Consider the following 25,159-nt stretch of genomic DNA (forward strand, 5'->3'; position numbering starts at 1 on the left):
ATGTATTCCTGTGAAATGAAGAGTTGGGATATGAAGTTTAACTTGGAAAAGAACAAGGAGCCTATAAGCCAAGGAGCAGAGCGTATAATAAACGTTCAGCATCCAAGGGCTTGCAAAGACATTGTTCCCAATTTTTCAAGTAAGGCGAGTATATATGAAAAATTTGAGTATAATATCAATAATCTAATAGGTAATTTTGGTTTATCTAAAATAGCAGTTGCAGTCTCCGGTGGAAGTGATTCGGTAGCACTTCTTTATCTTACTAATATTTGGGCAGAAAAAAATAATGTAGAATTATTTGTTATATCGGTTGATCATAATTTACGGGCACAGTCAAAGCAAGAGACTTATTATATTCAAAATATCAGTAATAGTCTAAATCGCAAACATTATAATTTATCTTTTGATCATCAAAATAATTTTTCTAATTTACAAGAAAGAGCAAGAGAAGGACGATATGATTTAATGACAAATCTATGCTTGGAACTTGATATATTAGTGCTTCTAACTGCTCACCATGAGGATGATTACATAGAAAATTTTTGTTTGAGGTTAGAACGCAATAGTAGTATATTTGGTCTTAGTAGCAGCAATATAAATTGGCATAATAATACACAAATTATTAGGCCTCTATATAATATTCCAAAAAGTGAATTAGTAAAATATTTAGTCAGCCATAATATAAAATGGTTTGAAGACGAATCGAATTTATCAGCTAAATATAAGCGGAATCTTATTAGACAAAAATTAGCTAAAGAAGAAGGTTATATTAAAGCCGATATAATCTTGCAACAACTTAAAATTAATAATCTACTGGATGATAAATTTAAACCGGAGTTAATATCAGCAATAGCTGAAGCGGTCAAGATGTTTAAATATGGTTTTGCTTTTCTTGATTTAGTAAAATTTGATAAGTTTTCAAATGAGGTAAAAGTACAACTAATTAATTTTTTACTGCTAATGATTAGCGGAAAATTTAGAGTAGCACGTTTTTATTCAGTATCCCATATTTTGGAGCTAATTACTCAAGAGGTAAACTTTAAGAAAACACTTCATGGTTGTGTAATTAAGCGTATACAAAACCAGTTGCTTATATACAGGGAATTTGGTAGAAAATTACCTGAGAGTAAAATACTACTAGATAAGTCGGTTATTTGGGATAGTAGATTTTGTATTACAAAAAATCAAGAAACACCAAATTGTTTTGTAACTCATTTATCGTTAGAAGATTATAAAACGATAAAGAAACAATTAGATTTAGAACCTTTAAAAAGTTTATCCTGCAAAAACCACAATGCAATTTTATTTACCTTACCTATCGTTAAAATACTTGAAAAAGTTATAGCAATACCACATATATCATATTATGATAACGACATGAGGGGTTTTGGAGTCTCTTTTGCTCCAAATTTTGTATCTCGTTTTACACATTTTTGCTGAGATTAGTATTAAAGATTTTATAATCTTATACTGATGCATTTTATATATTTTGTTAGGTTTTATATCGATGAATAATCAAGGTAGAAGTATTTTAGCTTGGGCAGCACTTTTCATTTTTGTAATATTACTTTTTAATGTTTTCCAAACCGATGGTTTACTTGGTGGAAGAAATAATATAACTTTCTCGGATTTTTTAACACGAGTTGATGAAAAGACTGTTAATTCGGTAAAAATTCAAGGTAGAGTAATTGAAGGCACTTCAAATGATGGCTCTACTTTTAGCACTTATGCTCCTGATTATCCTGATTTAGTAAATCGTCTTACTAGTAATGACGTTAATATTGAAGTCGTGCCTCTTGAAACAAGAATGAATACCTTTTTAGGTTTCTTAATTTCTTGGTTTCCTATGCTTTTGTTGATAGGTGTTTGGATTTTTTTTATGCGTCAAATGCATGGCGGTGGCAAAGTCATGGGGTTTGGAAAATCTAAAGCTAGATTGTTATCAGATAAAGGACCCAAAATTACCTTTAAAGATGTGGCAGGTATCGATGAAGCAAAAGAAGAATTAACTGAAATAGTAGATTTTTTAAGAGATCCAAATAAGTTCCAAAAGCTTGGCGGTAAAATACCGAAAGGCTGTTTGCTTATTGGTCCTCCAGGAACAGGAAAAACACTTCTTGCTAAAGCAATTGCAGGCGAAGCCAATGTCCCGTTTTTTAGCATATCCGGTTCTGATTTTGTCGAAATGTTTGTAGGTGTTGGTGCAAGTCGTGTGCGTGATATGTTCGAGCAAGGTAAACGCAATGCTCCATGTATTATCTTTATCGATGAGATTGATGCTGTAGGTCGTCATAGAGGTATCGGTATGGGTGGCGGTAATGACGAGCGTGAGCAAACATTAAACCAAATGTTAGTTGAAATGGATGGCTTTGAAGCAAATGAGGGTGTCGTGATCATTGCAGCTACGAATCGCCCTGATGTTCTTGATCGTGCCTTACTACGGCCCGGTAGATTTGATCGTCAAATTGCTGTTGCAAATCCCGATATAAACGGTCGAGAGCAAATCCTAAAAGTACATTTAAAGAAGATTAAATATAATAGTACAGTACTAGCACGAATTATTGCTCGTGGTACCCCAGGTTTTTCTGGTGCTGAACTTGCTAATTTAGTTAATGAAGCTGCTCTTATTGCTGCAAGGCTTGGTAAGAAAGAAGTAGATATGCACGATATGGAAGAGGCAAAAGATAAGGTGCTAATGGGAGTGGTACGTCGCTCTATTGCAATGTCAGAGAAGGAAAAAAGGTTGACTGCGTATCATGAAGGAGGACATGCATTAGTTGGGCTTTATTGTCCTGCAGCATCACCTATTCATAAAGCTACGATTATACCGCGTGGTAATGCTCTTGGGATGGTGCAAAGACTTCCTGAAACTGATGAATATTCTCAGAATCGTGAACAAATGGAATCATCTATAGCAGTTTATATGGCAGGAAGAGTAGCGGAGGAAATCGTTTTCGGTAGAAATAAAGTTACCTCAGGAGCTGCATCTGATATAAAAGGTGCAACCAATATTGCAAGAGCAATGGTTACAAAAGCAGGTTTAAGTGATTTAATAGGACCGATATTTCATGGTTCAAGCAGTGATGATATGTATGGTAGACAACCTAATCATGAAACGTCAGAAGCTACTGCAGAGTTAATTGATACTGAAGTTAAAAGAATTATTATGCAAGGATATGAATTTGCAAAAGATATTTTAACAAAGCATATAGATCAGCTTCATACGCTAGCTAATGCTTTAATTGAATATGAGACATTATCTGGTCAGCAAATTAAAAATTTACTTAGTGGTCGAGCTTTAGATTCAGAAGAGGAAAATAAATTTCCTTTTAATGATTCATATGCTATCAAACTAGATAAAGACAAATCACCTGAAAAAGCAAAAACAACTACAGCTAAAAAAGAGAGTACTTAAATGGCAGCGTTAAGATTACCGCCAAATTCAGTAGTAGAAAAAGGTAGAGAGTATAAAGAAAATGAGGAAATGCTAAAACCTTGTAAAATAAAGATTTATAGATATAATCCTGACCTTGATAAGAATCCTACTATCGATAGCTTTGAGATAGATTTAAGTAAAACCGGCCCAATGGTTTTAGATGCTTTAATTAAAATCAAAAATGAAATCGATTCGACTCTAACATTTAGACGTTCTTGTCGAGAAGGAATTTGTGGTAGTTGTGCAATGAATATTGACGGCACAAATACTTTAGCATGCATAAAACCAATAGAAGATATATCGGGCGATATCAAAATCTATCCGCTGCCTCATATGAAAGTAGTGAAAGACTTAGTACCTGATATGTCACATTTTTACGCACAATATGAATCGATAGAACCTTGGCTTAAAAATAATAACCCTGCTCCTTCAAACTCTGAAAGGTTACAGTCAATTAAGGACCGAGAAAATCTTGATGGTTTATATGAGTGCATATTATGTGCATGCTGTTCTACTTCCTGTCCTAGCTATTGGTGGAACAGTGATAAATATTTAGGCCCTGCGATTTTGTTACAGGCTTATAGGTGGATTGCCGATTCGCGGGATGATCATACCGGTGAACGTCTTGAAGCTTTAGAAGATCCGTTCAAGCTTTATCGTTGCCATACGATTATGAACTGCACTAAAACCTGTCCTAAAAGTTTAAACCCTGCTAAAGCTATCGGTAAAATAAAAAGTTTAATTGCAGAACATAATAGCGTGTAATTCTTAATTTTTTCTAAAAATAATGAAAAAACAATTATTTGCTGTTAGGCTATTACTTACTTCTATATCTTGCATTTTTGCCGTTGATTGTAATAGTGCCCTAACACAAGGTAACATGAAGATTATTGTGTTGGTAAAGAATATAAGAAAGTTGATAAGAAACTAAATTAAATATACCAAGGAATGTTAAAACGTATTTCAGATGAATAAGAACAAAGTCATTTGCTTAAAAAACCTCAAAACTTATGTATTAAGTATTGAAAGCTAAATGTGAATTCTGGAGTTTAGGTTGGCTCTGTATACCTAATGATACTGCTTACGTGTTTTACAGGAAAAATTGGAGAGCGTATCAAAGAATTTGAAGTTATGCTGAAGTGTAAAGAAAGTGACTTAAGTTGTCCAGTGCTAATCAAGAAAGACGCAGAACCTAGATAATTGAGGATAGCAAATATATTTATGTAATTTGCTATTTGTGGTATAAATTATTAAGAACTATTCGTCCCTTTTTTAATATTTTTTGTTATAAGACTTGATTTAATTGATTAATTCAATTATTTCACTAATTTCAAAAAAATCACCTATATTACCTAGATTATCATTTATAATATCAATAATAAATTTATGAAATTCTCCGATTTGTTTTGTGATATTGTCTTTCTAATTGCTTTTCTATATATTTGTGCTTGCTCAGACATAAACTCTATTTTTAGAGGTACTTTGTACTAGATGATAGTTTAAATTCTTATATAGTTTTGATTACATTGGAAATGTCTCTTTAATACAAAAAGTTATTCAAGAGGGCTTATTTTTAACGTTTAAATACATATTTAAAAAAATTATAGCTAATCAAATATATTTTACTTTATAGTAAAAGATTATACCAATAAGTCAGCCTAGTAAATCCTGGGATGCATTCTGTTGGAACAACAAAAAATTTAGCCAATACTAAAATGGAACGAGAAGTTTCTACCATAAAAATTTAGAAAACTCTCCTAGTACTACAGCTGAACATATTAAGATTAATAGGCTCTAGCGAGTTAACTGATGTGATGTGGCTAGTTTATCGGCGCTTATGGTAAAATACGCATCTATTTGCTATTAGAAATACTATAATCTACAAATAGAAAACGAAGAAGCTTTTATTGCCAATATGTCAGCCTGTATGATAAAAAAGGTTAATAAAGATAAAGCACTGAATATGTTAATTGATACGATAATGCCTAATCAAGGTAGATTGGATGCAATATAAAATGTAGGAAAAGCTCTGACGTTATTACAATTCCTGTTGAAATATGCTTAGAGAAAGCGTTTTAGATAGTAGAGCTCAAGGATGAGTAATAATCGGTTATATTATAAATTCAAATATTAATGTTGCAAAAAGATTTCACAATATAATGGATAAAAAATATAAATTGGTTGACGATGACATCAATTGGGAAGCAAAAACCAATCTTAATGGAAGAGGGTAAGTTTAAAAGAGAAAAAGTAGAAATACATGAATGATAGGGCAAGATTAGATAAATTTTGACATAAACAAAATCTCAATCCTAATACTAAGTGTTTAAATACAGGCAGGATTATAAAACCAATAATCTATTTATAAATTTGAGGATAGTAAAGATATAGAGTGACGTATACCAATTTTAAGGATTAAGCTAAACGTATTGGAAAAGAAATATTAAATTCTGTTAATTTGTTGACAAATTCTACTACTTCTAATATAGATTAAGAAGGAATCTGCATATAAACTACAGGTATGAGTATTTCAAATAATATTTGATGAAAAAGGGAGTTATATGTCAAAAGAGAATAAATTAACTGAATAAGAGATGAAATTTGGTGATAGAAAATCTGAAAATGCAATTATTAATGCTGTAGTTGAAAATTTTAATGCATAAGACTAGGATAAAATATTATTAGGAGAGATATCTTCAAGAGAAAATACTTCTAACACTCCTACTAATATAGATAAAGAACTAAATTGTGAGACTTTCTATAGAGAGATCAATACTAATGCATTATTTGTAGGACTTTAAATAATTCTCCCATTTGTTTTGGCGATATTAGTCTTTCTACCTGCTTTTCTATTATTTGTGCTTGCTCATCGTTAAGCTTATCTTGCAATGTTTTGCTACGTAATAAGATTCCGTTTTCTATTAAAAAATCACGTTGCAAGAGTGTATCTATTACATTTATTTTGCTATTTTTAGCTACCATTTTTAATGTATAAAAATCTACATGTGCAGATAAATCGGCCTCTCCACAATTCTCAAGGATGGAACAATATTTGTGATTTTTAACCGCTTGTAATGTTGGATTATATTGATAGCTAGTTCTACTACTCAAAGCTATATCATAGCCGTAATCTATTATTAAGCAGCTGCCGCTTAGTTTTTGTAGATGTTTAGCTATAAATTTTATAATTTCTATCGATTTATAAGATTCTTCAAGTATTGCTCCGTCTTTTGCTTCAATATGAGTTCGCAGCAGATATTCTTGTAATTGCTTATTAACGCTTATTTTATCGTATTTAATTCTTCCGTCTCCTGGCTGTACCACAAATATTCTTTCATACCATAATTCCTTGATTTTAATATATTGCTTTATCGGCATAGAATCAAAGAATTCATTAGCTACTATTATGGTAGGTTTTTTTGGTATATCTTTTATAAATGATAAGTGTTTAATCGGTAAATTAATATCTTGTAAATTAGACTTTTGATGAGCAATAAAATTTTGATTAATTTCTATTAGTGTAATTGATAAAGCTTTATAAAATTCTGGTACTAATTTTGCGGTACGTAGTAAATCACGCATTAATAGGCCTCGACCAGGTCCAAGCTCAACTAAACTAAGACTTTTGGGACAACCAATTCTTTGCCACTCTTTAATACACCATAAGCCGATAATTTCACCAAATAGCTGTGAAACTTCAGGAGCAGTAATAAAGTCACCTTCGCTAGCCAAAGATTTTGTTTGTCTATAATATGAAGCAGGATGTGAATGTAATATTTCTTGTATGAGAACATCGCAAGTAATATAACCGTTTTGATCAATTAATTGTCTTATCTTGAAGTCGATCGACATATTAAATAACTTCCTAAGATTAGCATTGGTATTGATAAAATCTGTCCCATAGTTAAGATATCTAAAATAAACCCAATCTGCACATCGGGTTCTCTAAATATTTCAATAGTTATTCGGCAAAGAGCATAAAATGTTAGAAATAGTCCTGAGTTTAAAGCACGTTGTTCAAGAGTTTTGTGCTTAAATGTTACATATGCTAAGATACAAAATAATACTAAACCTTCAAAAAAAGCTTCATATAATTGACTAGGGTGACGTAGACTCAGATCACTATTTGGGAAAATTATACCAAAAGAAGAATTTGTAATACGTCCATATAGTTCACCGTTAATAAAATTAGCGATTCTACCTAAAAATAATCCGATAGGTACTACCGGTGCTATTATATCTGTAAGACTTAAAAAATTAACTTTATATTTTCGACAAAACAAATAAGCAGTAATAATTACTCCTAAAGCTCCGCCATGGAAAGACATTCCACCTTCATAAGTTTTTAAGATATCTATTGGATTTGCAAAATATCTAGAAGGGTTATATAATAAAACAAATCCTATTCTACCTCCAACTATTATACCTATAACAGCATAAGTAATGAAATCTTCTAGATTTTTTTTGGTAATTTGAGGCTTAAATTTTTCTATAATTTTGTTTGCATAAAACCAGCCTAGTAAAATTCCTATTACATATGAAAGGGAATACCAAGATATAGCAAATGGCCCTATAGAAAAAATAACAGGATTAATATTTGGAAATATCATAGTAAATAAGTAATTAGATGTTTTGTATAACTTGCTTCTGAGGATAATTTGTACGTTACCGGTACTTGTATTCTCACGTATGTCTTAATATATGCTTGCAGTGCTGCGTTCTGTGTTTCCTTCAAGTTTTTCCTTATTATTTATTATACAAAAAATCTATTTTTTTGAATTAGAATTATTGATAAAATAAAATTTTTAGTAATAATAAAAAAGATTTATATTTTATCAATAATAATAATAATAGGAAAGTATGCAATATTTAATAGATCTATATTATACCTCAAATATGGAGTTAGTATTATTGTTTATTATGTTAGTATCTCTTATACCGGTGATATTTCTAATTAAAAGATTAATTTTTGTTCCTGTAAACAATTATTTAACTAGAAATTATTATGATGATTATGAAAGGACACTAAAAAAATATCCTATATTTCGTTATTTATTACACACTTTATTAGCATTTTATTTTGTCTGTTGGAAAAATATTTTCCATACTACTTCTTTTAAAGCCCATGTGTTACTTAGAATTAAAGATACTATAGTAATCTTATATACTAGTATATCCATGACTATGTTATTATTAACGCTTATAGATGCGTTTGCAGATCTGTATCACAATAGGATCAAAACCATTACAAAAAATGTGCCGCTTAGCTTATATTTTCAAATATTAAAAATCATTATCATGGTTATTGCAGCTATGATAACTATTTCCTACATATTAAATATTTCACTTAGTACATTTCTAACAAGTTTAGGTGCAGCTGCAGCTCTTTTAACATTTGTTTTTAAAGATACCGTTTTAGGATTACTTGCAAGCTTGCAACTAACTACTCAAGAAATTATTAATATTGGAGACTGGGTACGTATCGGCGAAATTGAAGGAATAGTTGAAAAAATTACTATTTCTGTAGTGAAAATTAGGAATTTTGATCAGTCTATTTCTACAATTCCTACTTATAGTATTTTAAATTCTAACGTCACTAATTATAAAGGAATTAGTGAATCAGGCGCAAGAAGGGTAAAGAGAGTATTTAATATTAATATGGCAACTATTAACTTCTGTGATGCTACTCTTTTAAAAGAATTAAAAAAATCTCCTTATATATCAAAGGATATAATCAGTCAAATCACTCTTGATAAAGAAGAAAAAGATTTAACTAATATTAAGCTATTCAAATTATACGTTCAGGAATATCTAAGAAATAATCCGGCAGTATATACCGCAGGGTTTACGTTTTTAGTAAGACAGCTTGAACCTACGATTAACGGGTTACCTATAGAAATATATATCTTCGTTAAAGAAGTAAATTTAGTAGGTTATGAAAATATACAAGATAGTATTTCTGAACATTTGATTTCTATACTACCTGAATTTAAATTAAAAATATTTCAGAGGGGAGGAGTAGTATAGTATATCCGAGTAAATGAATATTAGTAAAAATAGAAAAATAAATTAAATTTGCATCCAAGGTGGAAGTTGACTTTCATTTAAACTTATTTCAAAAGTAGGTATATACTACTTGATTATTTTCTATAAATGCTTTAACTTTAAGCTTTAAAAATATGAAATTTTAAGACCTAGGAATGAATAATAATATAATTAATTTAATAGCCGCTATTATAATGTCTTTAAGTATAATTTTCGGTTGGCAATATTTGGTTTTAAAACCTGAATACAAAAAACAACAACAGCAAATAACAGTGCAGAAAGCAGAAAATTTAAAGAAACAAAAGTTAAAAGCTTTAGTGGAACCTACATCTGATATTTTTGTGCAAGATGAAAATCAAGTACAGCGTATTAAAATAGAATCTGAATCACTTTCTGGTTCTATTTCATTAAAAGGCCTTAGATTCGACGATTTAATATTAAAAAAATATAAACAAGATTTATCTAAAAATAGTTCTGAAGTAAGGTTATTTTCAGCTGCTAATACAGAGAATGCTTATTTTGCCGAAATTGGCTTAGTTAGTAATTTATCTAGTGTAAAACTTCCTAATAACGATACTATATGGAATAGCGATAGTGAAATATTAAGTCCTGAAAAACCAGTTAATTTATTTTGGGTTAATGAAGACGGAATTAAATTTTTAGTTACTATTACTATAGATAAAAACTATTTATTTACTATAGAGCAAACCATAGTTAATAATAGTAATAAAGCACTTCCTGTGCAATCTTACGGTTTAATAAACCGTAAATATGTTGCTGTAGAGAAAGCGGTGAATATATTACATCAAGGACCTATAGGTTGTATAAACGAAAATCTTAAGGAATATTCGTATGATGATATTAAAGATAAGAGAAGAGAAAAGTTTGCAGCAAGTAAAGTTGATTGGATAGGAATTACTGATAAATATTGGTTATCTGCCTTAATTCCAGATAAAGCAAGTCATTACAGCTCAAATTTTAATTATGCTCTTAAGCAGGGTGTTGAAAGATATCAAGTAGATTTTATTTCACCGGTACAAATAATAAAGCCTGGTGAAAATTTTTCCATTACAAACAGAATGTTTGCTGGAGCAAAAAAAGTAGACTTACTAGATAAATATGAAAAACAATATGATATTAAGTTATTCGATAGGGCTATTGATTTCGGTTGGTTTTATGTAATTACTAAACCAGTCTTCTATGCCATGAATTTTTTCTATGGTTATGTTGGTAATTTCGGGATTAGTATATTAATCGTTACGGTTATAATTAAACTGCTAATGTTTACTTTAGCGAATAAATCTTATCGTTCGATGAAAAAAATGAAAAATTTGCAGCCGGAAATAGATAGGATAAAAAATTTATACGGTGATGATAAAGCGCGTTTAAATCAAGAAATTATGACTTTATATAAAAAAGAAAAAGTAAATCCGGTAGCGGGTTGTTTGCCCATACTTGTGCAAATACCTGTATTTTTCTCTATATATAAAGTATTGTATGTAACTATTGAAATGCGGCAAGCACCGTTTTACGGTTGGATTCAAGACTTATCTGTACCTGACCCTACTACTATTTTTAATTTATTCGGTTTATTACCATTTTCACCGCCATCATTTTTAATGATTGGAGCATGGCCTATTTTAATGGCTATTACTATGTTCTTACAACAAAGAATGAGTCCTGCACCTGCTGATCCCGTGCAGGCACAAGTAATGAAATTTATGCCGTTAATTTTTTTAGTAATGTTTAGTAGTTTTCCTGTGGGGCTTTTAATATATTGGTCTTGGAATAATATTCTATCTATAATCCAACAATATTATATTAATAAATTTAATTAATGAGAATAGATAAAAATTTACCTAATTATCTAACTGTTGCTCGAATAATGGTAATTCCTGTTATTATACTGGTATTTTATATAAATAATTCACTTGCACGTACATTTGGGGCATTATTATTTGTTTTAGCTAGTATTACAGATTTTTTTGATGGTTATATTGCAAGGAAATATAATTTAGTTACAAGTTTTGGTAAGATGTTCGACCCTATAGCAGATAAATTATTAGTAGGTTGTGTTATTATAATGCTACTAAAGAAAGATAATGTAGATGAGATACCTTGTTTATTAATTTTAGCACGAGAATTTTTAGTTAGCGGTCTTCGAGAGTTCTTAGCTCTAGTAAAGGTTAGTTTACCTGTGTCGCGACTCGCTAAGGTAAAAACGTTTTTACAAATGTTTGCTTTGTCTATATTAATACTAGGTTCAAAAGGTTCAGGAATTGTTTATTTAGATATAGTAGGGGAAATAATTTTGTGGATTGCTGCCTTTTTAACAATCATTACAGGTTATTCTTATTTTAAAGCATGTAAGAAATATTTTTAAAAATGCCAATAAAATTACTATAGGTAATTTGCTATTGATTGAAAGGTGGTAGCAATAAAGCTGAATATATTTATATTATATTCATACAAAATTGCTCAACTTGAAAGATTTATATCTAAGAGAGAAGTCTCCTTTCTCTTTGGATATTAATTATTTTGTACTGAATAGCTATTTATCCTATAATTAGGTATTTGAATTAAGAAGACTTTTAAAAAATATATAATTTTAGGGTTTATTTTTAAATCTTTATGCTGCTAACAATAATATAATTGCTGATAAGAAAGTTGTAAAGGTAGAAGTAAGTCATAGGAATATTTAAAAACATTAAATGAAGCTTCTACTCTTTTATGTGTAGATTTAATAGATGAAACAGATAAATTAATGAAGCAATTGGGATTAGAAGAAGATAATTTTCGATAAAGTATCACTGCAGTGTGTGTATCGTTTATCCTTGTTAATCAGAAATATACTCATTGGAGAAAAACAATAGAAAATACTAGTGAGCTTTTGCAAGAATTACATAAATATTAAACAAATTGTTTTTTAATCATAGAGAATGTAGAGCCTATAGTATAGGCCAGGGGTAGCTAAACACTAAGAAAAAAGAAACAGTAGTACATGCAGCAATTTTAAATAAAGGCATCTAGCATAATAAAAATTTCTTTCAATTATAAATTTTATACGGCTTGACATGGAGCAGGTCTTATAAACCTACCCACACCATACACCTTACAAGTGCACAAAATAATAGATTTTATTTTGTATCTTTATCCTTATTATCGTTAGAATTAGTAGCATTATTTGGGGGGTCATTTTCTGTTGTTAGTTTAGAGAGAGATAGTTTTTGTTTGTATTTTTGTTGCTCTACTAAAAAATTTTGAGCTTCTTTAGAAAGGCTATTGTATAATTTACGTTTTTCTTTGTTGATATTAACTATTTCTACTCTATATTTTTGTATTTCCTCACGTACTTCCGGTTTTATAGTACCGGCGTAAGCAGAAAAATCATCTATAATTTTTTGTGTTGTAAAATCATTAGTTTTCGCTGCATCTTTTTTAGGGCTATTGGAAGTGATACTGTTAGCAGAGCTGCTTGTACTAAGTAAAAAAGCTATTCCATATATGATGTTTTTAATTATTTTTCTTGTCATATAAACCTTAATTTACGCGAATAGTGAATTATTACATAATCCGCTATTTGGTTAGAAATATTGCATATAGTAAGATGACACCTTACATTATATACTAAAACCGGGATGAAGAACTGCTTCAAACGCCGATTTCTAGAACTTTTTAATCAATAGCAAATTATAAAAGTAATTTGCTATTGGCGATAATTTTATCCCTAGCAAGTAGATCATGTTTAAGTCTAATAGTCAATGAAAAGATATATAATAATTAGGGTATTAGCTAAAAAGAATTATTTGGAACAGCTTTATGCTTCAATGTCATTCCCGCGAAAGTGGAAATCGAGAAAAAATATTAATACAAAAATTACATATTTGATAAAATGAACATATAAAAACAAGTTTTATATATTTTATTGGATCCTTGCTTTTGCAGGAATGACAATAAGGTCTTTTAAAGAGTTGTGTAAAATAAAACCATTTTTTTAGGCAATGCCAATAATAGCACCTCATATTTCACACTTGTATTTTATTATTGGTTACAAAAGTATAACTATTACTCATAGTTGGGCAATATATAAAATGATGAAAAAGATAAGCATTATGCATTTGTTCACTATTGATCCTAAGGATTTTGGGTTTTAATTTTAGTTAAAGTAACCACTTTATAGGCAGAGACACAGTGGATGCTATGGCACTGCGTAATTATTATACTATAGTGATGATGGTAGAGCACACTTAACTTTAATGATTAACAGCTTAGTCTTAGAAAGCACTTACGAAGTTTGTTAAACATAGATCAAAGTAATATTCAAATTACTAAAGCTAATGAACTAATTTCATTAGAAGTAGACGATAAATATATTATTTCAAATCTAAAAGATATTACTTTCTATAATGTTTGGGTATTCTAATACATTAACGCCGTATACTAATAAAGAAATGTTGGTTGACCGAAATTTTATTATTACAGAAATAAGTGGGTATGGTGACAAATTCCATTTAAAGGTTTTAATTGTCCTTTCCACAAGCGACAAGTTGTCAGCAGTAAATATTAAGTGATTCCATAAAGCTGAATTTAGAATTTATCGATAAAATTTAAGTAAAAATGTTTCAGTAGTAACCGGTATTCTCTTGTTTGTTCAAAATAGTAAGAATGTTATTGTAAGTTTATTTTTAACAGAAATAGCCATAGCAAGGGATTGTGATTTATCGGATCAATTGAAGACGCTTTCTTATTTAAGAGTAAAGGTAGCGCAAACTGCTAGGAAATGAAGCTAAAAGTATCAAATGACTAAAGTTTAGAGCCATTGCTCAATTATACTGATTAGAATTTTGTATATATTATTAGAACTACAAAATTTTCTACCTAACACTACTTTAGAATTATTAATTGAAATAGATGAAAATATTTCTCATATTATCGGGTGTCAGTGGCATAAGATTGATTATTCCAGTGAAAATATGAAGTTACAAGGTCGAAGAGCAAAATATGCTTGTTCTAAATATAGTATATTTCAAATCTGTAGATTGCAAAAACTGTTTAACAGCTGAATCAAAACAGTCCTATTTTACTAAAAATAAGGTCTAAGTAGATTTTGTTGTTACATCTCTCTATCTAATGACATTCTCCCTAGAGCAGGAAGAAATGAAAAAGATTTTAATTATAGCAACTAAAAATTATTTGTTGTGCCACTTGTATTTTATTGAGTTATGTAAAAGTCAATTTGTCAAGCTTAGCAAATCTAGAAAATTCTAAGCTTTTATTAGTTGCAGTTCTCTATATACATAAGCTTTGTTACATTTTTCTAAATATGCTTCTTTACTCAAGAGTTTTTAGAGAGATTTATAATCTAAAAGTACTTTTCTATTTGGATGATCAATTTCTGCTAGATAACTCTTGCTAAAAATCCTTCTATAATATCTTGAATTTGGTTCCTGGTTCCAATTTTATATTATATGCCTGATAATGACTTGTTTTATATCTTACTACCAGTCCTGTAGCATTTTTAACAGAAAAGTATCATTTGTAATCTTCATGTTTGTCAACACCTATCAGTTTATATGATGGGTTGATCCATATGGTTTTAGGCATTGTATCAGTAAGGTTAATATGCTTTTTTTAAACTCTTCATTTTCATGTACTGAAAATATTATTATATGTTTTTGATATGTCTATTTGTTGTGCAGTAAGCCCTTTCCCATTTTCTTCTTGATCATATTGCTTTTCTAAAATAGATTTATTGCATAAACCTGTTATAGATAATATAATGGAAAGTTTAAAATTTTTGCCTGTTGTCGATAGTTTTATCCTCTGAACTACAGCTTCTATATTTAAGGTTATATATTTTGGTAATAAATCTTTTTTATTGAATATATTTTTGTATCTTTACAACCTCTAATAATAATGATTATTATATTTCTTTACTTATCTTAACATTAATAATTTCATTCAATTGCCTTTGAGTAAAAATCAATACATTTGACTTTTCTAACATATTCTAGTAGAATATATATCTTTAAAAATAAATAGAAAAATTTAATTTATGAGTACTACGAAAAGTGATAATTCTATCTCAGAACTGAGAAAAGTAATTTGGCCTATAGAAAGATATGAAAATAAAAAGTTTCTTCCTATGGCGTTTATGATGTTCTGTATTTTATTAAACTATTCAACCCTTCGCTCAATTAAAGACGGGTTTGTAGTAACGGATATAGGGGCAGAAGCAATAAGTTTCTTAAAAACATATATAGTATTACCTTCTGCTGTAATTGCTATGGTAATTTATGTTAAACTTTGCGATATTTTAAAGCAAGAAAACGTGTTTTATGTCATTACTTCATTTTTCTTAGGGTATTTTGCACTATTTGCATTTGTTCTTTATCCTTATCCTGATTTAGTACATCCTGATCCTGAAACGATTAAACATTTGAGTTTAGCTTATCCTAATTTCAAATGGTTTATAAGAATAGTTGGGAAATGGAGTTTTGCATCTTTTTATACTATGGCAGAGCTTTGGGGAACAATGATACTGAGTTTATTATTTTGGCAATTTGCTAACCAAATTACTAAAATTGACGAAGCTAAACGTTTTTACTCAATGTTTGGTTTACTTGCTAATTTAGCCTTGCCTGTAGCATCTGTTATTATTGGATATTTCTTACATGAAGAAACACAAATAGTTGCAGAACATCTAAAATTTTTTCCGTTATTTATTATTATGATAACAAGCAGCTTTTTGATAATATTAACATATAGATGGATGAATAAAAATGTTTTGACTGATCCGCTTCTTTATGATCCTACTCTTGTAAAAGAAAAGAAATCTAAGGCAAAAATGTCGCTCCTAGATAGCTTTAAAATGATTTTTACGTCTAAATATGTGGGTTATATTGCTCTACTCCTTATTGCTTACGGTGTTTCTGTAAATTTAGTTGAAGGGGTTTGGAAGTCAAAAGTAAAAGAATTGTATCCAACAAAAGAAGCTTATACTATGTATATGGGCAGATTTCAATTTTATCAAGGTTGGGTTGCTATTGCTTTTATGATTGTAGGCAGTAATATTTTACGAAAGGTATCATGGTTGACTGCTGCAATGATTACTCCTTTAATGATGTTACTTACCGGTGTTGCCTTTTTTACATTTATCTTTTTTGATAGCATTATTGCTATGTATTTAACAGGAATTCTTGCTTCAAGTCCTTTAGTACTTTCGGTTATGATTGGTATGATTCAGAATGTTTTAAGTAAAGGTGTAAAATATTCTTTATTTGATGCAACTAAAAATATGGCATATATTCCACTTGATAAAGATTTACGTGTAAAAGGACAAGCTGCCGTTGAGGTTATCGGTGGGAGATTCGGTAAATCAGGCGGTGCTATTATTCAATCTACATTCTTTATTTTATTTCCTGCATTTGGTTTTATAGAGGCGACTCCTTATTTTGCTTCTATATTCTTTATAATAGTAATATTATGGATATATGCAGTTAAAAGTTTAAATAAAGAATATCAAGTTTTGGTCAATAAAATCGACAATAGAATTTAAGTTTAATGTCATAAAAAACAAGCGTTTAAGAAATTTGTGTTTTTTTATAGTTCAAGGGTTTATGGTATGACAAATACAAAATCCAAAATTAAAACTCCAAGATCGCCATATGTGAAAAAATATAATAGTTGGCGAGTAAGGATTTTGTATTCTATTATTATAGGGTATGCGACTTTTTATTTTTGTCGTCAGAATTTTAATATAGCAACTCCTGATATAAGAGAATATTTTGGGGTTACTAAAACACAAATTGGTTGGATATTAACAGCTTCTTCTATAATGTACGGAGTTAGCAAAGTTTGTAACGGCTTTATTAGTGATAAAGTTAATGCACGTATATTTATGGTATTAGGGCTTTTACTTGTTGGGATCATTACTATTCTAATAGGCTGTTCGGATTCTTTATGGCTTATAGGTATTTTATGGATAGCCAGTAATTGGTTTCAATCTATGGGCTGGCCTCCTGCAACAAAAATGCTTACTCACTGGTTTGCTCCAAAAGAGCTTGGTACTAAATGGGCTATGGGTGCAACTTCCAATCAAATAGGCGGGGCTTTAGCTATGGTAAGCTGTGGTTATTTAATCGATAAATTCGATTGGAGAACTGCTTTTTTTGTTCCCGGTGTTGTTGCTTGTATAATATCGTTTTTCTTATATAATAGGCTTCGGCATTCTCCAAAAGAAGTAGGCTTATCTACCGTGGAAGAATATAAAGAATATCCACCTGAATCTATAGGTGATTATGAAAAGCTATTAACTCCGCAATTACTTAGAATGGTTTTTTGTAACAAGCTAATGTGGTATGTTTGTCTAGCTAACATGTTTGTTTATATAATACGTTCCGGTGTAATTTATTGGGCTCCAACATTTTTAAGAGATTTACGTAATATCAGTCTTGCAAATGCAGGCTTACAAGTCGGTTTATATGAAATGATAGGTATTCCAGGGGCATTAATAGCAGGAGTTTTATCAGATAGACTATTCCAAGGGCGTCGAGGTCCTGTTGCTGCCATATGTATGATATCACTGAGCTTATTGCTAGTCTTGTTTTGGAAAATACCTATTCAAAGTGAATTATTAAGCATAGTAATTCTTTCTTTAGTAGGCTTTTTTGTTTCAGGACCGCAGCTCCTTGTAGGTATTGCTGCTGCGGATTTTAGCTCACGTCAAGCTGTTGGTACTGCTAACGGATTATCAGGGTTATTTGGTTATTTAGGAGCAGCTATTGCAGGTGTTGGGGTAGGATGGATTAGTGATAATTATGGTTGGAATGGGGTATTTATCTTTTTTAGTCTTTCTGCTCTTTTAGGAGGTAGTTTATTTGCTTTAACATGGAATCATTCAGCTAAAAAATAAATTTAATAATTATATTAATAGGTTAAAAAATGACAATACAATATACTTTTTCAATGATTAAGCCTGATGCTATTAAAAGGAATAAAATAGGGCAAATCAATACTTATTTAGAAAATGCAGGCTTAAAAATAGTAGCTCAAAAAATGAAGCATTTAACTAAATATGAAGCAGAATGTTTTTATGATGAACATAGAGCAAGACCATTTTTTAATAGTTTAGTTGCATATATTACTTCAGGAGCAGTAGTGCTTCAAGTTCTTAAGGGTACAGATGCTATAACTTTAAATCGTAAGATTATGGGAGTGACTAATCCTGATGAAGCTGAAGCCGGAACTATTAGAAAAGATTTTGGTGAATCCATTGAAGCTAATAGTATTCACGGTTCTGATAGTGAAAATAGTGCAAAAAGAGAAATTGAGTTTTTCTTTAATAAATCTGAAATTATAGAATAATTAATGTTAAAATATGACGTAATAGTTATAGGTGGTGGGCATGCAGGAGCAGAAGCTGCAGCTGCTTCTGCACGTCTTGGAGTTTCTACTCTTTTAATTACATTAAAACCGGAAAATTTAGGTGAAATGTCTTGCAATCCAGCAATTGGTGGAATTGCAAAAGGCACATTAGTTAAAGAAATCGATGCACTTGATGGGTTAATGGGTTATGTTATAGACCAAGCCGGTATACATTATAAAATGCTTAACGAAACTAGAGGTCCAGCAGTTTGGGGGCCTCGGGCACAAGCTGATAGGAAGCTTTATAAAAAAGCGATGTATCAAATATTAACAAATTACCCGAATTTAGATATTTTATATGGAAAAGTGGAAGATATAGAAATTAAATCTTCTAAAGTTGAAGCAGTTGTTTTAAGTGATGGTAACAAAATTTCTTGTCAAAAAATTATATTAACTACAGGTACTTTCCTATCAGGTCTTATTCATATTGGCTTGACAAAAATTCCTGCAGGTAGATTAGATGAAGAATCTGCTTATGGCTTATCCAATACATTAAAAAGAGTAGGATTTAAGATTGCTCGTTTAAAAACAGGTACACCGCCGCGAATTGACGGGCTTACAATTGATTATAGCAAAACAACTCTACAGCCTGGTGATAAAACTCCTAATCCTTTTTCGGCATTAACAAATATTGTTGATGTTCCTCAGATAAATTGTTTTATCACAAAAACCACCTCAGAAACTCATGATATTATACGTGAGAATCTTGATAAATCTGCTATGTATTCAGGACAAATACAGGGTATAGGACCAAGGTATTGTCCTTCTATAGAAGATAAAATAGTCAGATTTAGCGCAAAATCAGAACATCGTATATTTTTGGAACCTGAAGGGTTGGATGATTATACAATTTATCCAAACGGTATTTCTACTTCTTTGCCTGAAGAAGTACAATGCAAATTAATAAGAACAATCCCTGGTCTAGAAAAAGCAACTATTTTACGTCCTGGTTATGCTATAGAGTATGATTATGTTGATCCACGTGAAATAAGTATTACTCTAGAGACAAAAAAAATAACAGGACTATATTTTGCCGGGCAAATTAATGGTACTACAGGATATGAAGAAGCAGCAGGACAAGGTATAGTTGCAGGTATTAATGCTGCTTTGGCGATAAAAAATCAACCACCTTTTATATTAACAAGAGCAAATAGTTATATTGGGGTAATGATAGATGATTTAACAATATTTGGCACTACAGAGCCATATCGCATGTTTACCTCCCGCGCGGAATATAGATTGTCTTTAAGAGCAGATAATGCGGACTTACGTTTAACTGAATTAGGAATAAATATTGGAGTTGTATCAAAAAAACGTAAAGAAATTTTTGAAAAAAAATGTTTTAATATAGAAAAAGCAAAAAATTTATTAAAAACATTATCTTTCACTACTAGTAAGCTTGTTAAAATAGGAGTGCAAGTGGCACAAAACGGTACGTATAAAACCGTTTTAGATTTATTTAAAATACCTAATTTTACTATTGAGCAGGCTATTAAAATTTTTCCGGAGCTTCAAGACATTAATAGTAATATTTTACAATTGTTATATATTGAAGCTAAATACGAATCATATTTAGCTAAACAGCAATCAGATATTAATTTGTTTCAAAATGAGGAAATGCAGTTAATACCTAAAAATATTGACTATTTTAAAATACCAAGTATATCATTAGAAATACAGGAAAAACTTTCTTATCATAAGCCTACTACTATTGGCGTAGCACGTCGAATTCCATCGATTACGCCTGCAGCAATTACAGCTATTATAATTTATTTAAAAACTAAATATAGTGATAGAAGTTCCACATGAAATGCTTGAAAAGTTAGAAATGTTTCAAGAATTAATAAAAAAATGGAATAAAGCAATTAATCTTGTATCAGATAATAGTATACATAATTTTTGGCAACGTCATATATTAGACTCATTACAATTAATACAATACATTGATAATAAAGAGATACACTTGGTTGATATAGGAAGTGGTTCCGGTTTTCCCGGTATAGTATTATCTATAGCAGGTGTAGCGAAAGTAAGTTTAATAGAAGCTGATTTACGTAAATGTATATTTTTAGAAGAAGCATCAAAGCTATCAAATAATAACATACAAATAATCAATCAAAGAATAGAAAAGGTAGAAATGGATTGTAGTATATTAACTTGTAGGGCTTTTTCTAACTTAAATACAATATTTAATTGTATAAAGAATATTTCAGTACAAGAAAAATTTTTGTTATTAAAAGGAAAAAATTATTTAACTGAAATAGTAGAAGCTAAAAAGAAGTGGTTATTTGATTATTTAATACATCAAAGTATCTCTTTTAGAGAAGGGAAAATTCTAGAAGTTAGTAATTTAACAAAAATTATATGAAAGTTATTGCTATTGTTAATCAAAAAGGAGGAGTAGCTAAAACTACAACTACTATAAATTTAGCTACAGCTTTTGCTGCTGTAAATAAAAAAGTTTTAGTTATAGATCTTGATCCTCAGGGGAATAGTAGTACTGGTTTTGGAATTGGTCAGCAACAACGCAAAAATACTATATATCAGGTATTAATAAATCTAATAGAATTGAAAGATGCAATAATTCCTACAAATATACCAAATTTAGAAATAATTACTTCAAATACTAATCTATCTGCAGCTGAATTAGATTTAACAAAATTAAATGACCGAGAATATATTTTAATGAATTTATTAAAAGAAGTAAAAGCATTGTATGATTATATAATTGTTGATTGTCCTCCTTCGTTAAATTTATTAACGGTAAATGCTTTAGTTGCAAGTGATGGAGTACTGATTCCAATGCAATGCGATTTTTATTCTTTAGAAGGATTAAGTCATTTGCTAAAAACAATTAGAATTGTAGAAAAAAAATTAAATCCTAAGATAAAGATTGCAGGTATATTATTTACAATGTATGATAAGCGTAATCGTTTAACTGAGCAAGTAGAAGATGATGTTAGGAAATGCTTAGGAGAGTTAGTATTTAAAACCGTTATTCCAAGAAATATTAAACTATCTGAAGCTCCTTCATATGGAAAGCCAGCTATTATATATGATTATAAATGTTCTGGAGCAGTTGCATATATAGAACTTACAAAAGAAATCTTAGAAAGATATGGCGAAAAATAAAGGATTAGGAAGAGGATTATCTGCATTACTTGGAGAAGAAGTTATCCCTATAGAATCAGAAAAAATACAAATAATAAATATTGATAAAATAAGACCGAATGAAAATCAACCTAGAAAAAACTTTGAATATGATAAAATAAAAGAGTTAGCAGATTCTATATTGAATAATGGTTTATTACAGCCTATTATTATTGATAATAATTTCCAAATTATAGCAGGAGAACGACGCTGGCGTGCATGTAAATTAGCAAAAGTTTTAGAGATACCGGTAATTGTAAAAAATTTAGATGCTAAGGAGAGTATGGAGGTAGCATTAATTGAGAACATACAAAGAACTGATTTAACAGTTATGGAAGAAGCTCGTGGTTTTAAATATTTAGTAGAAAATTTTAATTACACGGTAGAAAAATTAGCTGAGAGGCTTGGTAAGAGTCGTAGTCATATAGCTAATTTGTTAAGGCTTAATAACTTGCCGCAGTCTATTCAAGATAAAGTAAACAAAAATATACTAAGTATGGGTCAAGCTCGATGTTTAATAAATCATGAACATGCAGAAGTAATAGCTGATCATATTATAAATAATAATTTAAATGTACGTCAAACAGAAGAACTAGTAAGACAATGGTATAAAAATGAGTATACTAAATCTCATAAAAATAATACCAAAGTAGGAAAGCGTTTTTCAAAGGAAAGTACCACAGACAATGATTTAGAACTACTAGTAAAAGTTTTATCAGAAAAATTTGGTATAAAAATAACAATAGAAAATTATCAATTAGGCGGCAAATTAATATTGCATTATAATGATTTGGAAGAATTAGACTTGATATTATTAAAATTAAATGCAATATGGAAAAATCATCAATAAGCTTGAACGAAATAAAGTTAGTAGGTATAACAGTATAAGCAATAATAAAGCATTTAATCCTCAAACTGCTAAAATTAAAGTATGTGTACAGCATTTTATTTCGTAAGATTTGACAGATCAAATATCTGAACAAGAAAAACCAATGATAGAAATTAATAATATCTGATTTTAAATTATATGATCATAGAGCAATAAATTCATACAATGTGGTGGTAGCAGATTATAAAATAATAATATAAAGAAATAAGTATGTATGTCATATCAATATGTTTATGAAATGGTGGGTTTAAGCAAAGTTATAAATGGTAAACAAATTTTAAAAGAAACGAATTTATCATTTTTACCAAAAGCTAAAATTGGTATAATAGGTTCAAATGGAGCAGGTAAATCGACTTTATTAAAAATAATGGCAGGTATTGACAAAGAATTTGAAGGTAAAGCAACGGCTAAAGTTGGTATAAAAGTAGGATATTTACCTCAAGAACCGTATCTTGATCCTAGTAAAAATGTTTTTGACAATATTATAGAAGGCCTTCATGAAAAGAAAAAACTTATTGAAGAATTTAATGATATAAGTAACAAATTTACTACTGAGATCACTGATGAAGAAATTCAAAAGCTTTTTGATAAGCAAGCAGAATTACAAGAAAAAATAGACAATTGTGATGGATGGAATTTAGAACGTGAAATAGAAATCGCAATGCTTGCTTTACGTTGTCCACCAAAAGACGCAGATATTACAAAAATTTCTGGTGGGGAAAAAAGAAGAGTAGCTTTATGTAAATTGCTTTTAGAGAAACCTGATATGTTGTTACTTGATGAACCTACAAATCATTTGGATGCAGAATCAGTTTCTTGGCTTGAAGATTATTTAAAGCATTATGAAGGTACCGTAATAGTAATTACCCATGATCGTTATTTTTTAGATAATGTTACAGAATGGATATTAGAAATAGATCGTGGCAATTGTATACCTTGGGAATCAAATTATAGTTCTTGGCTTGAGCAGAAGCAAAAAAAATTAGCTTTAGAAAATAAAGAAGACAATGATAGAAAAAAACAATTGAGTCGTGAACTTGAATGGATTCGTCAAACTCCAAAAGCTAGACAATCAAAGAATAAAGCACGTATTACAGCATATCAAGAGTTATTAAACAAACAACAAGAGCAAAAAAATGACTCTACTCAAATAATAATACCTAACGGACTTCGTTTAGGTGATCTTGTTATTGAAGCAGAACATATAGCTAAAAAATTTAACAATAAAATATTATTATCAGATTTTAGTTTTAAAGTTCCACGTGGAGCTATTGTAGGAATTATTGGACCAAATGGAGCAGGCAAGTCTACTTTATTTAATATGATTACAGGTAAAATAGTACCGGATAGCGGTTCTATTAAAATTGGTCAAACAGTAAAATTAGGATATATTGATCAATCACGTGATCATTTGGATGATAATAAAACTATATGGGAAGAAATTTCAGAAGGTTTAGATGAATTGCAACTTGGTAATAGAATAGTTAAAAGTAGAGCTTATTGTGCAGCTTTTAATTTTAGGGGTGGTGATCAACAAAAGAAAGTTGGAAACCTTTCAGGTGGAGAACGTAATAGAGTGCATTTAGCAAAATTACTAAAAGAAGGAGCAAATGTTCTATTATTAGATGAGCCATCTAATGATTTAGATATTGATACCTTAAGAGCACTTGAAGATGCTATTTTAGATTTTGCAGGTTGTGTATTAGTGATTAGTCATGATAGGTGGTTTTTAGATAAAATAGCCACTCATATTATAGCATATGATAAAGCAAATAATGCTACATGGTTTGAAGGAAATTATCAAGATTATCATGAGTATATGTTAAGTACTAACGGGGAAAGTATTTTAAATCCAAAATATAAACATAAGAAACTAATATAAATATGTCTTTAACGCAAATATTATTAATTTTGTTTGTAGGAATATTGGTAACAAAACCGAGTGATATTTTTATAATTATTACAGAATTTAAAAAAATAAAAGCATATTTAATTAATATTAATTCTTCTATTATAAAAAATATAGATGAACCATTAGAAACAGAACGATTAAATTTTTATTTAAAAAAAATTATTAACCTAGAAGGTTATTATCATGGTAATTATGATTTAACGACAATAAAAGAAAAATATTATACATTAATTAACAATGACTTACTAAAAACTAAATCAGTAACTGATGTAACAGAGAAATACTAATTCGTTACTCACTT

General features: G+C 29.7%; 20 protein-coding genes and 1 pseudogene. 18 read left to right on the forward strand and 3 right to left on the reverse strand.

Translation table 11 applies throughout. The features are described from left to right. Positions 1 to 30 precede the first annotated feature (30 nt). The 3 genes from tilS (at position 31) to AAGW17_RS01755 (ending at position 4,201) form a co-directional block, all read left to right on the forward strand. A complete protein-coding gene (gene tilS, locus AAGW17_RS01745) occupies positions 31 to 1,440 on the forward strand; it encodes a tRNA lysidine(34) synthetase TilS (RefSeq protein ID WP_410528111.1) in 1,410 nt (469 codons plus the stop codon). 67 nt (positions 1,441 to 1,507) lie between these two features. Beyond that, positions 1,508 to 3,415, forward strand: coding sequence for an ATP-dependent zinc metalloprotease FtsH (gene ftsH / locus AAGW17_RS01750; protein WP_347939218.1), 1,908 nt, complete (start codon positions 1,508 to 1,510; stop codon positions 3,413 to 3,415). Continuing rightward, the gene (locus tag AAGW17_RS01755) at positions 3,416 to 4,201 is read left to right on the forward strand and encodes a succinate dehydrogenase iron-sulfur subunit (RefSeq protein ID WP_347939219.1); all 786 of its coding nucleotides are present in this window, start codon (positions 3,416 to 3,418) and stop codon (positions 4,199 to 4,201) included. A 2,010-nt stretch (positions 4,202 to 6,211) separates the two neighbouring features. Here AAGW17_RS01755 and AAGW17_RS01760 read toward each other — a convergent pair. Next, positions 6,212 to 7,288, reverse strand: a complete 1,077-nt coding sequence (locus tag AAGW17_RS01760) for a class I SAM-dependent methyltransferase (protein ID WP_347939220.1) — start codon at positions 7,286 to 7,288, stop codon at positions 6,212 to 6,214. After that, positions 7,267 to 8,046: a prolipoprotein diacylglyceryl transferase gene (gene lgt / locus AAGW17_RS01765; protein WP_347939221.1), complete on the reverse strand. Its 780-nt coding sequence runs from the start codon at positions 8,044 to 8,046 to the stop codon at positions 7,267 to 7,269. The genes AAGW17_RS01760 and lgt overlap by 22 nt, the downstream gene beginning before the upstream one ends. A gap of 250 nt (positions 8,047 to 8,296) precedes the next feature. Between lgt and AAGW17_RS01770 the strand changes: the two genes are divergently transcribed. The 4 genes and pseudogenes from AAGW17_RS01770 to AAGW17_RS01785 all read left to right on the forward strand — a co-directional run. Next, the gene (locus tag AAGW17_RS01770) at positions 8,297 to 9,463 is read left to right on the forward strand and encodes a mechanosensitive ion channel domain-containing protein (protein WP_347939222.1); all 1,167 of its coding nucleotides are present in this window, start codon (positions 8,297 to 8,299) and stop codon (positions 9,461 to 9,463) included. Between the two features lie 173 nt (positions 9,464 to 9,636). Next, positions 9,637 to 11,319 (forward strand): membrane protein insertase YidC, encoded by a 1,683-nt coding sequence (gene yidC / locus AAGW17_RS01775; protein ID WP_347939223.1) that lies wholly within the window; start codon positions 9,637 to 9,639, stop codon positions 11,317 to 11,319. After that, on the forward strand, positions 11,319 to 11,864 hold the full coding sequence (gene pgsA, locus AAGW17_RS01780; RefSeq protein ID WP_347939224.1) for a CDP-diacylglycerol--glycerol-3-phosphate 3-phosphatidyltransferase: 546 nt from the start codon (positions 11,319 to 11,321) through the stop codon (positions 11,862 to 11,864). Before yidC ends, pgsA begins: the two co-directional genes overlap by 1 nt. Before the next feature lie 195 nt (positions 11,865 to 12,059). Next, a pseudogene (locus AAGW17_RS01785) lies at positions 12,060 to 12,448 on the forward strand (carbonic anhydrase); the annotation flags it as partial. 170 nt (positions 12,449 to 12,618) lie between these two features. On the opposite strand, the gene AAGW17_RS01790 reads toward AAGW17_RS01785, so the two are convergent. Beyond that, complete coding sequence (locus AAGW17_RS01790) at positions 12,619 to 13,002, reverse strand: hypothetical protein (RefSeq protein ID WP_347939385.1); 384 nt, start codon at positions 13,000 to 13,002, stop codon at positions 12,619 to 12,621. A 773-nt stretch (positions 13,003 to 13,775) separates the two neighbouring features. Between AAGW17_RS01790 and AAGW17_RS01795 the strand changes: the two genes are divergently transcribed. The 11 genes from AAGW17_RS01795 (at position 13,776) to AAGW17_RS01845 (ending at position 25,145) form a co-directional block, all read left to right on the forward strand. Next, the gene (locus tag AAGW17_RS01795) at positions 13,776 to 13,904 is read left to right on the forward strand and encodes a hypothetical protein (RefSeq protein WP_347939225.1); all 129 of its coding nucleotides are present in this window, start codon (positions 13,776 to 13,778) and stop codon (positions 13,902 to 13,904) included. 421 nt (positions 13,905 to 14,325) lie between these two features. Next, the gene (locus AAGW17_RS01800) at positions 14,326 to 14,544 is read left to right on the forward strand and encodes a hypothetical protein (protein ID WP_347939226.1); all 219 of its coding nucleotides are present in this window, start codon (positions 14,326 to 14,328) and stop codon (positions 14,542 to 14,544) included. 992 nt (positions 14,545 to 15,536) lie between these two features. Continuing rightward, positions 15,537 to 17,039, forward strand: coding sequence for an ATP/ADP exchange transporter Tlc1 (gene tlc1 / locus AAGW17_RS01805; RefSeq protein WP_347939227.1), 1,503 nt, complete (start codon positions 15,537 to 15,539; stop codon positions 17,037 to 17,039). 66 nt (positions 17,040 to 17,105) lie between these two features. Next, positions 17,106 to 18,395: an MFS transporter gene (locus AAGW17_RS01810; protein ID WP_347939228.1), complete on the forward strand. Its 1,290-nt coding sequence runs from the start codon at positions 17,106 to 17,108 to the stop codon at positions 18,393 to 18,395. 29 nt (positions 18,396 to 18,424) lie between these two features. Continuing rightward, a complete protein-coding gene (ndk, locus tag AAGW17_RS01815) occupies positions 18,425 to 18,847 on the forward strand; it encodes a nucleoside-diphosphate kinase (RefSeq protein WP_347939229.1) in 423 nt (140 codons plus the stop codon). A 3-nt stretch (positions 18,848 to 18,850) separates the two neighbouring features. Next, entirely contained in the window at positions 18,851 to 20,716 is a 1,866-nt protein-coding gene (gene mnmG / locus AAGW17_RS01820; protein ID WP_347939230.1) for a tRNA uridine-5-carboxymethylaminomethyl(34) synthesis enzyme MnmG, read from the forward strand. Then, positions 20,697 to 21,275, forward strand: a complete 579-nt coding sequence (rsmG, locus tag AAGW17_RS01825) for a 16S rRNA (guanine(527)-N(7))-methyltransferase RsmG (RefSeq protein ID WP_347939231.1) — start codon at positions 20,697 to 20,699, stop codon at positions 21,273 to 21,275. The genes mnmG and rsmG overlap by 20 nt, the downstream gene beginning before the upstream one ends. After that, the gene (locus AAGW17_RS01830; RefSeq protein ID WP_347939232.1) at positions 21,272 to 22,039 is read left to right on the forward strand and encodes a ParA family protein; all 768 of its coding nucleotides are present in this window, start codon (positions 21,272 to 21,274) and stop codon (positions 22,037 to 22,039) included. Before rsmG ends, AAGW17_RS01830 begins: the two co-directional genes overlap by 4 nt. Then, complete coding sequence (locus AAGW17_RS01835) at positions 22,026 to 22,907, forward strand: ParB/RepB/Spo0J family partition protein (protein ID WP_347939233.1); 882 nt, start codon at positions 22,026 to 22,028, stop codon at positions 22,905 to 22,907. Before AAGW17_RS01830 ends, AAGW17_RS01835 begins: the two co-directional genes overlap by 14 nt. Positions 22,908 to 23,160: 253 nt before the next feature. After that, positions 23,161 to 24,828, forward strand: coding sequence for an energy-dependent translational throttle protein EttA (gene ettA, locus AAGW17_RS01840; protein WP_347939234.1), 1,668 nt, complete (start codon positions 23,161 to 23,163; stop codon positions 24,826 to 24,828). 2 nt (positions 24,829 to 24,830) lie between these two features. Beyond that, positions 24,831 to 25,145 carry a DUF2672 domain-containing protein gene (locus tag AAGW17_RS01845; protein WP_347939235.1) on the forward strand — a complete coding sequence of 105 codons (315 nt, stop codon included), beginning with the start codon at positions 24,831 to 24,833 and terminating at the stop codon, positions 25,143 to 25,145. Positions 25,146 to 25,159: the final 14 nt, after the last annotated feature.

Source organism: Rickettsia sp. Oklahoma-10, from assembly GCF_039954865.1.
Lineage (GTDB): Bacteria > Pseudomonadota > Alphaproteobacteria > Rickettsiales > Rickettsiaceae > Rickettsia > Rickettsia oklahomensis.

Coding starts and splice junctions, on each gene's coding strand:
- tilS (WP_410528111.1), top strand. CDS start 31: ATGAAGTTTAACTTGGAAAAGAACAAGGAGCCTATAAGCCAAGGAGCA.
- ftsH (WP_347939218.1), top strand. CDS start 1,508: ATGAATAATCAAGGTAGAAGTATTTTAGCTTGGGCAGCACTTTTCATT.
- AAGW17_RS01755 (WP_347939219.1), top strand. CDS start 3,416: ATGGCAGCGTTAAGATTACCGCCAAATTCAGTAGTAGAAAAAGGTAGA.
- AAGW17_RS01760 (WP_347939220.1), bottom strand. CDS start 7,288: ATGTCGATCGACTTCAAGATAAGACAATTAATTGATCAAAACGGTTAT.
- lgt (WP_347939221.1), bottom strand. CDS start 8,046: ATGATATTTCCAAATATTAATCCTGTTATTTTTTCTATAGGGCCATTT.
- AAGW17_RS01770 (WP_347939222.1), top strand. CDS start 8,297: ATGCAATATTTAATAGATCTATATTATACCTCAAATATGGAGTTAGTA.
- yidC (WP_347939223.1), top strand. CDS start 9,637: ATGAATAATAATATAATTAATTTAATAGCCGCTATTATAATGTCTTTA.
- pgsA (WP_347939224.1), top strand. CDS start 11,319: ATGAGAATAGATAAAAATTTACCTAATTATCTAACTGTTGCTCGAATA.
- tlc1 (WP_347939227.1), top strand. CDS start 15,537: ATGAGTACTACGAAAAGTGATAATTCTATCTCAGAACTGAGAAAAGTA.
- AAGW17_RS01810 (WP_347939228.1), top strand. CDS start 17,106: ATGACAAATACAAAATCCAAAATTAAAACTCCAAGATCGCCATATGTG.
- ndk (WP_347939229.1), top strand. CDS start 18,425: ATGACAATACAATATACTTTTTCAATGATTAAGCCTGATGCTATTAAA.
- mnmG (WP_347939230.1), top strand. CDS start 18,851: ATGTTAAAATATGACGTAATAGTTATAGGTGGTGGGCATGCAGGAGCA.
- AAGW17_RS01830 (WP_347939232.1), top strand. CDS start 21,272: ATGAAAGTTATTGCTATTGTTAATCAAAAAGGAGGAGTAGCTAAAACT.
- AAGW17_RS01835 (WP_347939233.1), top strand. CDS start 22,026: ATGGCGAAAAATAAAGGATTAGGAAGAGGATTATCTGCATTACTTGGA.
- ettA (WP_347939234.1), top strand. CDS start 23,161: ATGTCATATCAATATGTTTATGAAATGGTGGGTTTAAGCAAAGTTATA.
- AAGW17_RS01845 (WP_347939235.1), top strand. CDS start 24,831: ATGTCTTTAACGCAAATATTATTAATTTTGTTTGTAGGAATATTGGTA.